We start from the raw sequence: 11,860 nt of genomic DNA, 5'->3' as shown, positions 1-11,860 counted from the left end.
TCCTACCGGGCCGCCGACACGTCGATCAGCACCTTCCCGACCGCGCCGCTCTCGACCAGGGCGTGGGCATCCGCGGTGTGCGCGAGGTCGAAGCGGTGCAGGGCCAGCCCGGCCTCCTCCCCCACGGCCAGGGCGCCGTCGGCGAGCGCGACGTTGATGTCCTCGGCCGCCGCCCTGATGACGTCGGCGCCCACGGTGTAAAGCAGCACGAACTGGTAGCGCACGTTGAGGCTGAAGTGCTGGCGCACGTCGAGCGTCATCTCGTCGCCGCCGTTGTTGGCGTAGACCGCGATTGACCCGCGGTTGCGGATGACGGCCAGGTCGAGCGGCGCGTTCTGGGCGGGGGCGACCTCGACGATCTGGTCGACGCCCTCCGGCGCGATCGCCCGGATCTGGTCGACGATGTCCGGGTCGGTGTAGGTGAGCACGTGCTGCGCGCCGGCGGCCGTGGCGAGCGCCGCCTTCGCCGGTCCGCTCACGGTCGTGATGACGGATGCCCCCGCCCACCGGGCCAGCTGGATCGCCGCGTGCCCGACCGCACCCGCACCGCCGGCCACGAGCACGACCCTCCCGGCCAGGGCACCCGGATGCAACCGGTCCGGCCCGTCTTCGGCCACCGTCAGTGCGCGGTACGCCGTGATCGCCGGCACGCCGAGGCTCGCGCCCTGGTCGAAGCTCGCATTCGCCGGCAACGCGAACACGCGCTCCACGGGCAGCACGGCGTGCTCCTGGGCCGAGCCACTGCTCGCCCGCTGGTACGCGGCCAGCGCCAGCCACACCCGGTCGCCCACCGCGACGTGCGTCACGCCAGTGCCGAGCGCCTCCACGATGCCGGCGCCGTCCTGGCCGGGCACGACGTCGTCGAACGCCAAGGCCTGGCCCGGTGCCGAGCCGCGGCGCGACTTCCAATCGGTGGGGTTCACCCCGCTGACCACGATCCGCACCCGCACCTCGCCGGCCCCAGGTTCGGTCACCGGCCGATCGACGAGCTGGAGCACGGACGGGTCACCGGTCTGGCTGTACACAATGGTCTTCATGTGAGGGAGTAACGCGGGCGGCGGTGGAATGTTTCCCCACCAAGGCAATCCGCGCTGGGCGTTCGTCCCTGGGCAAGGTCCGCACATCGGAGACACATTCTGAGCAAGCAACGCCGGCGGAACCGCTAGATCACGGGAGCCTTTGCCGCAAAGTACTCGTAGAGACTCGACTCGATTGGACTCGCCAGACCAAGCGTCATGGAGACAACGTCATGCGCGTTTTCTCCGGACATTTTCGTCTGGCGAGCGTCCTGCGATCTTGCTGTGCCGAGATAGTAGAAGTCAGTGCCTTCTGCATCGTCCTTCTTGGCGAACACATGCAACGGGAGACGATTCTCAACGATTGCTTTCACCTCCCCGCTCGCGAGTGTTCGTCTGCTCCGGGTGTACCAAGTCAGGGTTGACGGGTTAAGAAACTCGTCCTCGTACTTCGTGCTCTCGGAGACCTCTGACCCCTTGTGGTACGTAACGAAAATGGGGCAGCTGTTTGAGAAGGTGTCTACTTTGTAGCCATAGATGGTGCTCTGCTGATTCGACTGCCAGTTGAGCAGCCGGCAAACATCCTTGCGAGAGTATCGTCGCCCGACCTCAAGCTGCCCGCTCCAGTTGTAGCGGTGGCGCGCAAGATACAACCCGGTATCGACTACATCTCGGGCGTGCTTTCTAAATATCGGGTCTGCGGCCAATGCCGCTGTGATCTTTTCGGCGAGGTTGTAGGCCCCGTCTCGAAGCAAGACGATCGGCTCCGCGCCGTACTTGGCTGCTTCTGCTTCGGTGAAGAAGGTGAGGTCCAATACGGCCTGGACGGAATTGAGCGTCGGCGCATCACTGACCAGCCCGCTCTCCGCGAGCAGATTCCGGTATCGCTCAACCGTCACGCCACCCAATTGCGAGAGAAGCGCGTCGAGTAGGAGTAGCTCATGCGGCCGCTTGCCGTTGAGCAGTTCTCCGGAGAGGAACGTCAGGACCGCGCCCTCGAACGCTCCCGCCTGGACGTCGAGTGCTCCGACCTTGTTCAGAAATGTCCAGTAATTTTTCTGTTTTGTCGCAATGACAGTTGGGTCGACGGTGTCAAAGCGGGCGAAGTCGATGAGCTCCGGCGATCGACCCAAACGGTTCTTAAGATCAACAAAGGATTTTTTGAGGTTGGACATGCTGTCGAGAGTTGTTGTCGCAAGGGAGGCAAAAATCTTCTGCCTCGAAACCGCGTCAAAGTTCACACTCGAGAGTCCCGCTATTGATCCAGCTTCCTGCGCATCGATGATCTTCTTGCGGATCGAATCTTTGTTCAGGGTGCTGTCACCGAACAGCGCAATAGGGATCAAGTAGTTATTGGCGTAGTTACCGATGAAGTCGATCACGACGAGGTGGTCTTTGCCTGCAGCTTTTCGCAGCCCTCGACCCAACTGCTGTGTAAACACGATGCTCGACAACGTCTGCCGAAGCATTACGACCTGATTGACCGAGGGGATATCGATACCTTCGTTGAATATATCGACGGTCGCGATGTAGTCGAGTTCGCCGCTTTCCAGCATCTGTACAGCCCGCTCGCGTTCCTCGACCGAATTGCCGCCGCTCAAGGAACGTGTACGAAGAAGTCGTCCGTGGACGGCACGCTGGTTGAGAATTTTAGATAGCTCTGCGGCTTCGTCATTCTTGCTGCAGAAGATCAGTCCTTTGACCGGAGCACCTGCGTGGCCATACTTTTCAATCTGAGCAATGAGGTGGTCTACGCGCTCGGTCGCGACCAGCCGGCTCAGATCCGCGACCTGATCAATGACTTCTCCATTTTTCACGTAGTCGGTGACGCCGTAGTAGTGGAATGGCGCCAACATGTCTGCCTCAAGGGCCTTCTGCAGACGGATTTCATACGGCACGTTGTAGTCAAAAAGCTCGAACACGTTGAAGTCGTCAGTGCGCTCGGGGGTCGCGGTCATCCCGAGCAAGAAATCCGGCTCAAGGTGATCGATCAGCTTGCGGTAGCTCGCGGCACCCGCCCGGTGGACTTCATCAATCAAAACGTAGTCAAAAGTATCTGGGCTGATCTCGCGAAGATTCTCCGGCCGAGAAAGCGATTGAATCGATGCGAACACGTAGCGTCGATCGAGCTCCCTCTTCGACCCGACGAACTTGCCAAAGTCGCTGTCCGGAGCATTGAGCACCAGCTTGAACTCGTCGATTGCGCGGTCCAGAATCTGCTCGCGGTGCACGACGAAGAGCATCCGCTTCGGCGCGTATGCCCGAACGTCGAGGGCGGAAAGGATCGTCTTTCCTGTTCCTGTCGCCGACACGACAACTGCGCGATTCTCGCCTCCGTCGCGCAGGGTCTGTATCTCGGCCAGTGCTTCGACCTGCATAGAGTTCGGGAGAATCATTCCCCTCGGCGGCAGATCACCCAGCGACTCAACCGAAGCGAATCCTTGAAGGGGCGGCCGAGGTTGCAAAGTCCAAGTCAGCTCATAGTCGTCGATCCATCTCCCTGTCAGGGCCGTCGACGCTTCGATGTGTGCCTGGGACGCGCACTTCAGCTGGTGAACAATGTCCCCATCGGGGAGCGCGGAAAAGCGCAGATTCCATTCGTGGTTCTTCAACAGCGCTTTTGCGGTCAGGTTGGAGCTGCCGACAATCGCCGTTGTGCTCTCCTCCTGCTCGAAAATGTATCCTTTCGCATGGAACCCAGCAGTGGAGTCTGGATGCACGAAGACATCCACACCCGTGAGGTTGAGGAGCTCACGGAACGCGGCCGGCGAGTTGAATCCGAGGTAGGTAGACGTGATGATCGTGCCGGTTCCTCGGTAGTCGAGGAGCGCCTGCTTAAGTAACGCGATGGCATTCGGTGTGATGAAAGCTACCGAAAATACGAAATTGCGCGATCGCTTGAGCTCATCGAGGATCGCCTTGAGCATCGTCTGGCCATCGGAATTTGAAATCAGAGTGGGGTGGAAGACCTGATCAGCGATGACGTGTGAATTCAGGAAACCGAAAGTGTTGTCGAGTGTGAGCTGACCGCGGGTGTCACTCAAACGAGGAAGTCTTTCATAACCCGTTCGACTGCCGGAATATCGGCGGGAGCCCAATCCAGCTGGTCAAGTTCAGCGGCGTCCACCCAGCGAAGCTCCGCGTGCTCTGTCAGGCGAGGTTCCTTGCCGACTAGCGAGCAGTAGTAGGTCGTAAGAATGACAATGCCGAAGTCATACTCGTGCTCGGTGGTCGCGACATGTTCGCCGATCTCGGCGGAGCAGAGCAACTCTTCTTCGAGTTCTCGGAGCAACGCCTGTTCCGGTGACTCGTTCGGCTCGATCTTGCCTCCTGGAAACTCCCACATGCCCGGCAGAGACATGCTCGAACTGCGCTGCGCCGCAAGAATCGTCTTCCCCCGGGTGAGGACGGCACCGACCACATTGATTCTCTTTTTCAAAGTGTGTCTCCCCGTTGCGTGGCCGTCGATCCGTATGCCCAGCTTAGCTAGCGGCGGCGGGCCGATGACTGCGCCTTCTATCCTCGTAACATTGCACTGGCCCTGCTCGCTCCGCTGGCTCCTAGGCGAAACGCACGCGCTCCGCGACGGTCGCCCGCAATCGATCAAGCTGCCATGTTGCACCCTCGTCCACACCGGGCAGTCCTACCAATGCCGCAGCCAGATGGCTGGCCCCGACGACGAACGTCGGCATCGCGCAACCACCCAGCTGTTGGAGCCGGGAGTGAAGAAGTGCTGAATCCGCATAGACGAGGAGCATCGCCGAGGCACCACCGATCCCCAACGTCTTGTCCACAGCCGCCAGGCGCGGCCGGAGTGAGTCGAGTACATCGGGAACCGCGCGGCCGCCGTGCCGCAGAGAATCGTGCTCCACGGTCACCGGCCCCGCCTCGGTCATGGATTCGATCACGATCAGGCCCTGCGGACCGACCACCAATTGGTCGAACCGTGTGTGCCCCGCTCCAAGTTCCACGTCGTGCCAGATCGAGAAGCGCGGTCCGACGAAAGCCAGCGCGCGGGCGGTGTCTTCCTGCGCCAGAGCCCGGTCCAACCACACACGGATGCTCGGGGGCGCCACTCGCACGGCGTCCTCCGAGTATGGCGCCGCCAAGAGTGGTGCGGTGTTGGACGGCCGGGCACGGAGATCAATCTCGAAGGCCCTCTGCGCACGGCGGAAATCTGCCTGGGCCGCGGCAAACGTCGCGGCCTTCTCCTTCGCATATCGGATGAGTTCCCGGCGGTAGGAATCCCGACGCATCCGTAGTAGCGAAACGGGTACGGAACAAATCGCCCCGGCGAAGCCACCGAATCCGGCTACCAGGAGCAGCGGCATCCAGATTGCGGCGATGCCCTCCGCGAGAAGTCCCTGTCTCCAGGCAAGAAAAAGGACGAGGCCCGCTCCGACCGCAGCGAACGATGTCGTCATCTGCGCGCCCAATCGCAGCCCCCGGCGGAAGAACCTGCCGCGCGCCTTGCGCGCCGGGACCCAAGGCACAGGCGGCGACGGAGGGGTGGGGTTGACCAGCCAGGCGATCATCAGATCACGGTATTTCAAGCGGAAACTTCCCCCGGGATGCCCATGGCTGTCCGCACGCCGCACTCGTGGTCGTTCCTCGGCTGTCGATGGCCGAGTCGGTGTGCGGGACGTCTGACTCGTCGGTCCGACCCGCGGCTCAGCCGCACTGTGGTGAGCCGAACCGGCGCTCAGCGTACGGTCGTAGGCCGCGCGCCTGTCGGGGGTGCCCAGCGCGGCCCACGCGTCCTGCACAATGCGGAACTGCTCTGCGGAACCGCCGGTGTCCGGATGGCTGGTGCGCTGCATCCGTCGATAGGCACGCTTGAGCTCGTGCGCGCTGACGGATGCCGCTACGCCCAGCACGCCGTAGTGGGTCGTTCCGGAGGTGGTCACGTGAGCTGGGCAGAGACTCGACGCACCAGATGCCCTGCCAGCGTCTTCATGCCGCCGCCCGCCGTGTCTTCCAGAGGAGCTTCGTCGTGCGGATGACGAAAGCGACTGCCGCCAGCAGGGTCGAGAACGTCAGCAGCATCTGTGCGAGAGTTCCCATGCTCACCAGCGTCGTCGAAGGCAGGGGCGGGTTGGTACTCCCGTACTGCCAGAGAAGGTATCCGCCGAGCGCGACGAGCACTGTCATTGCGAGAGCGGCGAGGAAGAGTTTCAGACCATTGCTCCGAAGCACCTGCACCACGCCGTCTAGGAGAAACGAAGCAACAAACGGAAGAAAGACCGTCATCACAAGAATTCCGCCGTATGCCGCCAGCAGCGTACCAAGTCCATCCGGGCTCATTCTTCAGTCCCCCAACTGTTGCCGTGTTGCCAGCCTATGGGGGCTCCGGGGTGCAAAGTCACCTGTGGCCTGGTTATCTGTCCCCAGTTCAGGGCAAATGGGCGGCCGAGGTCACGCTGAGGACAGCGCAGACATATCGGGTTGCCCGCCCGGTCAGACCTCGTCGCCTCAGGGGTCTGGTCTCGACAAGCTCGACCACCGATCGGCTCGACCACCGACGGGCACGACGGCCGACGGGCTCGACGGCCGAGGGGCTCGACCGGACGTGGGGCACTGGTCTCGACGCGGCTCCAGTACGAGCCGGGCGCCGTCGCTAACGCAACCCAAGGCATCCGTGCCGTGGTCGCCGTGGTGGCCACGCCCACGGCGGTCACCCTTAAGCGGGCAGAGGCGCGATGTTCTGGTTCAGCCGGAAGAAGTTCTCCGGATCCCAGGCGCGTTTGAGGGCACGGAGCCGGGTGTACTTCGCCTCGCCGTACGCCTGCCGAACCCGCTCTTCGCCCTCGTCCATCAGAAAGTTCACGTAGACGCTGGTGTGGAAGGGCTCGAGGTCCGACCAGAAATTGCGCACCCAGTCGCGTTCCCGGTCGAACCCGTCGGGGCCCTCGGTGGCGGCGTTGATGTTGAACGTGTGGCCGGCGGCGCGCCCGTGGAACGCGGTGTCGTCTTCGGGCACGCGGGCCGCAGCTCCCCCGCCCTGCCAGATCGGGAATGCGGTCAGCGGCGACGTGATCCTGGCCGCGTGATCGGCCGTGATGTTGATGACCTCGTCGGTGAGCTCGGCGACATCGCAGGACCGCATGTAGTACCACCGGCCGGGCGGATAGCTGGGGTCGAACATGGCCTGGTGTTCCAGGAACGGCTTCGGCCGGCACAGATCCAACACCGGGTGGCCGAACGCCTTCAGCGGCTTCATCACTTCTTCGCCGTCCTCCACCGGCCCCGCGAAGCAGCTGACGACGGCGACGACGGGCTGTCCGCGCAGGTCGGACGGCATCCAGTCGACATCAGGGGCGCGGCGGTGCACCACCATGGTCATCAGATCGTCGGGCGCCTCGGCAATCCACTCGCGGTAGAAACGCAGCACCTTCACCGACTCGGTCCCGGGCCAGAAGACCGGCCCGGCCATAAGGATCGGGCCGACCCGGTTCAGCCGGAACTCGAACTCGGTGACGATCCCGAAGTTGCCGCCACCCCCGCGCACTCCCCAGAACAGCTCGGGGTTCTCACTGGCGCTCGCCCGCACGAACCCGCCGTCGGCGGTGACCATGCCCACCGACAGCAGCTGGTCGATGGTCAGCCCGTGCTTGCGCATCAGCCAGCCGAGGCCGCCGCCGAGGGTCAGCCCGGCGACGCCGGTGTGGGTGACGATCCCCGAGGGCACCGCGAGGGCGTGCTGCTGGGTGGCGCGGTCCAGATCGCCGAGCAGCGCCCCGGCCTGCACGCTCGCCGTGCGGGCGTCGGGATCAACCCGGATGCCGTTCATCGGCGACAGGTCGATGACCAGTCCGTCGTCGCAGACGGAGTATCCGGGAAAGCTGTGCCCGCCGCCGCGCACCGCCACCAGCACGTCATTGCCTCGGGCGAAGCGAACCGCGGCACTCACATCGTCGCGGGAGGCGCACCGGGCGATCAGGCCGGAGAATCGGCTGATCGAGCCGTTCCACACCCGGCGCGCCTGGTCGTAGGCCGCGTCGCGGGGTCGGATCAGCTCGCCGCGCAGGTGCGCGGCGAGGTCGGCCACCGCGCGCTCATCGACGTCGACGCGGCCGCTGCTGATCGTCGCCAGCATGGTCATGGGGTCTGCTTCTTTGCATCCACGGAGTACATGGTAGAACCGGGCGGGATGATGCGATAGTGCCGGTCTCGGGGGTCTCGGGGGTCTCGACAAGCTCGACCACCGGGGTCGCGGGGGTCTCGGGGGTCTCGGGGGTCTCGACAAGCTCGACCACCGACTTGGTCGAGCGCCGAGGGGCCTGGTCTCGACAAGCTCGACCGCCGACTTGGTCGAGCGCCCGGGGGGCCTGGTCTCGACAAGCTCGACCACCGGGGGCTCGACCACCGGGGGCTCGACCACCGGGGGCTCGAGCTGGGCGGGGGCTGGGCGTTGGGGTGCGGGTCAGCCGGCGTGGTCCCGATCGTGACGCTCGAGGCTCGCCGCGATGGCCTGCGGCACCGGCTGGCCGGTGCGGTCGCTCGCGAAGAGGTATTCGCCGCCCGGGTTCACCTCGAGGAAGACGTGCTCGCCGTCCGGGGTGACCCGGAAATCCGAGGCGCCGTAGGCGAGACCGAGCCGGGCGTGCAGGGCGAGCAGCGCCGAGGCGACGTCGTGCGGCAGTTGGTATGGGTTGAACTCCGCGGAGCCGATGCCCAGCCGGTAGTCGGTGCGGTACTCCGGCTCGGAGCGAATCGAGGCGGCGAAGATCTCCTGCTCGATGACGATCACCCGCAGGTCGAGGTCGGCGGGCACGAACTGCTGGAAGGTGACCGGCGCGTAGCGCACATCGTCGATGTGCGCCCGGTCCTCCGCGGTGACCACCGCCGTCGACCGCGGGGCCTCCGCGATGTTGCGGAAGGCCTTGCGGATCACCGTGCCCTCCGCGCGCTGATCGATGAAGGCCGCCGCCCGCACGGGATCGTTCGTGATCAGGGTCTCCGGCACGGACAGGCCCACCTGCCGGGCCACCTGCAGCTGGCGGATCTTGCGCTGGCCGGCCTCGTCGGCGGCGGGCGGGTTCATCCAGAAGCACTCCATCGCGTGCCACAGGCCGGTGAGCGCCTCGGTGCTCTCCGACCAGGCGAAGAGCCGGCTCGTCGCATCCGTCAACGCCGGGTCGAGCCCGATCGGGCGGATGCGCCGGAACCAGACCGCGCCGATCTCGGCCAGGTTGATCTCCGCCATGCCTGGCGGCGTGAACGAGAGACGGTCGGCGCCGTCGACCACGTCGCTGAACTCGACGTTGAGGAGGGTGCGCACGGGGAAGTCCGCGATGTCGCACACGGTGGTCGGCCGGGTGATGTGCTCGAGCACCCGGGTGACATGCTTATTGTCGGGAAAGCTGACGATGAGAATCACGACGCGCGCCTGCCCGCCGCCGGGGCACAGTCTGCCTGTGCCCCGGCGGCGACCACGGAGCGGTCGTGCTCAGCCCAGGAGTGCAATGATCTGGGCATAGACACCGGCGAGCTGCTGCCAGCGCGCCACATCGGCGGCGGTGAGCTCACCGGCCTCTGCGGCACTCGAGTAGTCGGCGAGGATGGCGCCGAGCTGCTGCAGGACACCCATCAGCGAGCTCATGGCGTCACCCTGCTCGACCTGGGATTCGTCCGGCACGTTGTCGCGGCCGGTGCCGATCACGAACGGCGTCGCACCGCCGCCGAACGGACCGGTGAGCGGACCGGTGAACGGCGGGTTGCCCAGCGGACCCGGATCGATCGGCCCGATTTCGCCGCCGAGCTCCTTGACGGGGTCGCGGAGCTGCTTGGGGATGTCGTCGATGAAGTCCTTGCCCAGGTCCTTCGGCCGGTCTTTGACGAGGTCCTTCGGCCGGTCCTTGATCAGGTCTTTCGGACGGTCCTTCACGAAGTCCTTGGCGAACTCCTTCGGCCGGTCCTTGACACCCTCCTTCGGCTTGTCCTTCACGATGTCCTTCGAGAACTCCTTCGGGTTGTCCTTCACGAGGTCCTTGGGCTTGTCCTTCACGAAGTCCTTCGGGCCGTCCTTGATCAGGTCCTTCGGGTTGTCCTTCACGAGGTCCTTGGGCTTGTCCTTCACGAAGTCCTTCGGGAGATCCTTGGCGAAGTCCTTCGGGTTCTCCTTGATGATGTCCTTCGGGTGGTCCTTCGGCAGGTCCTTCACGAACTCCTTGACCGGCTTGCCGATGCACGGCCCGCTGACCCCGATGCTCGATCGGGGACCGTCGAGAGCCGCCTGCATCCGGTCGGCCTGCCCCTGAGTGAACATGAACATCGCCCGGTCGTCGGTGTAGTCCATGTAGTTCATGAACAGGTCGCCGTTGGGGCCGTTGGAGCAGGACGGATGCGGGAACGCCGGCGCCCCGTAGTTCGGCCCGGCCTGGTTGGGGGTGTCGGCAACGAAGTCGCTGCCGGAGCATCCGGTGCCGTCGTCACCCCAGATGTGCCGCAGGTTGAGCCAGTGGCCGATCTCGTGGGTGGCCGACCGCCCCAGGTCATACGGCGACGCGGCGGTTCCCGTGCTGCCGAAGCCGGTGTGCACGAGGACCACCCCGTCGGTGGCGGCCGGACCGCCGGGGAACTGCGCATAGCCCAACAGCGCCTGGCCCGAGCCGCTGCGCAGATTGCCGCAGACCCACAGGTTGAGGTACTTGTCCGACGGCCACGGGTCCGCCCCGCCCGTGGCGGCCGACTTCACATTGTCGGTCCCGGAGCTGAAGGGAGTCGTCGTGGTGGAGGTGCGGGTGATGCCGTCGGTCGGGTTGCCCGACGGATCGGTGGTCGCGAGCTTGAACGTCACCCTCGCGTCGCCGATCAGCGGTTGGAAAACCGGGGGCGTGGAGGACTTGTCGGCATTCGTCGCCCGGAAGTCCGCGTTGAGCACGGCGATCTGACTGTCGATCTGCGCGGCCGACACGTTTTCCGCGGCGTTGCGGTAAACGACATGCACGACGACGGGGATCTGGGTGCACCCCGTTCGGAGCGCCACCCCCGCATCGAGCACGCGGGACGTGCGATTCTCGATTTCCGCGCGAGCCTCGGCGTAACCGTCGACCGTGCGCATCAGACGCTCATTGACCTCGCTGGTGCCACACGAGCGTCGCGCGGGCAGATCTTCTTCGGTGATTCCTGGGTCTTTTTCTTTGACAGCCATTTCTGGCCTCCTTCACTTCAAGGAGTCAGGCCGGTCGCAGCTCCAGATGTTGCCCGTCTGCAGCCAGCACCTCATATCGTGCAGTCCCTTCGGGACCACGCAGGGCGAGGACGGTGCCATCAAGTCGCCAGCTGCCGTCGGCGATGGTGCCCCGATCATCCGGACCAGGTTGGCCGGTGAGGGCGCTGCCGTCGGCGCGCAGAGTGAAGGATGTCCGTCCGCGGGATGGCGGGAAAGGGTAAGCCACAGGTCGATAGACCTGAGCCCCGTCGCGGCTTTCTTCGTGGGAGTGGATCCAGATGCCGACGAGGTCATCGCGATTCATGGCGTCCTCCCCGGCGTTGTGCACACCGGGATTCCGCTGTGCCCGCGAGGCACGGACGCGCTCACGTCGTCTGATCCCCTGCGGTTACGGGCCAGTGTAGCCTCGGGGTCCCGGGGCGACAATGGGCGAACTGGGCGCATCTCGGCGCATCTCGGCGCGTGTTTGAGCGCTCGCGGCGCATGTTTGAGCGCTCGCGGCGCATGTTTGAGCGCTCGCGGCGCAGGTTTGAGCGCTCGCGGCGCATGGCTGAGAAGCGGGCGCAGGTTACAGAGCGTGTTGATTATTGGAGGCTGGCGATCGAGGCCAGCGCTCAGTCCCATGTCGGATGTCGATGGGCTGGTGTCGGCGCGGGCGATCGGGCGCTGT

Annotated in this window: 9 protein-coding genes; all 9 read right to left on the bottom strand. The window is 64.8% G+C overall.

Going from position 1 to position 11,860, the window contains the following annotated elements:
• Positions 1–2: 2 nt before the first annotated feature.
• Positions 3–1,037, bottom strand: a complete 1,035-nt coding sequence (locus E3O32_RS15100; protein ID WP_134510659.1) for an NADPH:quinone reductase — start codon at positions 1,035–1,037, stop codon at positions 3–5.
• 125 nt (positions 1,038–1,162) lie between these two features.
• On the bottom strand, positions 1,163–4,060 hold the full coding sequence (locus E3O32_RS15095) for a DEAD/DEAH box helicase (protein ID WP_241975008.1): 2,898 nt from the start codon (positions 4,058–4,060) through the stop codon (positions 1,163–1,165).
• Entirely contained in the window at positions 4,057–4,455 is a 399-nt protein-coding gene (locus E3O32_RS15090) for a (deoxy)nucleoside triphosphate pyrophosphohydrolase (RefSeq protein ID WP_134510658.1), read from the bottom strand. The genes E3O32_RS15095 and E3O32_RS15090 overlap by 4 nt, the downstream gene beginning before the upstream one ends.
• 121 nt (positions 4,456–4,576) lie before the next feature.
• Positions 4,577–5,923, bottom strand: coding sequence for a J domain-containing protein (locus E3O32_RS15085; RefSeq protein WP_134510657.1), 1,347 nt, complete (start codon positions 5,921–5,923; stop codon positions 4,577–4,579).
• Positions 5,924–5,969: 46 nt separating this feature from the next.
• Positions 5,970–6,320 carry a hypothetical protein gene (locus tag E3O32_RS15080; protein WP_134510656.1) on the bottom strand — a complete coding sequence of 117 codons (351 nt, stop codon included), beginning with the start codon at positions 6,318–6,320 and terminating at the stop codon, positions 5,970–5,972.
• Between the two features lie 376 nt (positions 6,321–6,696).
• Entirely contained in the window at positions 6,697–8,118 is a 1,422-nt protein-coding gene (locus tag E3O32_RS15075) for an FAD-binding oxidoreductase (protein ID WP_198417582.1), read from the bottom strand.
• Between the two features lie 321 nt (positions 8,119–8,439).
• Complete coding sequence (locus E3O32_RS15070; RefSeq protein ID WP_134510655.1) at positions 8,440–9,396, bottom strand: MvdC/MvdD family ATP grasp protein; 957 nt, start codon at positions 9,394–9,396, stop codon at positions 8,440–8,442.
• Between the two features lie 69 nt (positions 9,397–9,465).
• Entirely contained in the window at positions 9,466–11,169 is a 1,704-nt protein-coding gene (locus E3O32_RS17415) for a zinc metalloprotease (protein WP_134510654.1), read from the bottom strand.
• Positions 11,170–11,194: 25 nt separating this feature from the next.
• Complete coding sequence (locus E3O32_RS15060; protein WP_134510653.1) at positions 11,195–11,494, bottom strand: hypothetical protein; 300 nt, start codon at positions 11,492–11,494, stop codon at positions 11,195–11,197.
• Positions 11,495–11,860: the final 366 nt, after the last annotated feature.

Source organism: Cryobacterium mannosilyticum (assembly GCF_004402705.1).
GTDB lineage: Bacteria > Actinomycetota > Actinomycetes > Actinomycetales > Microbacteriaceae > Cryobacterium > Cryobacterium mannosilyticum.
The sequence above is the reverse complement of the archived record's forward strand: the minus strand, read 5'-3'. Positions and strand labels throughout refer to the sequence as shown.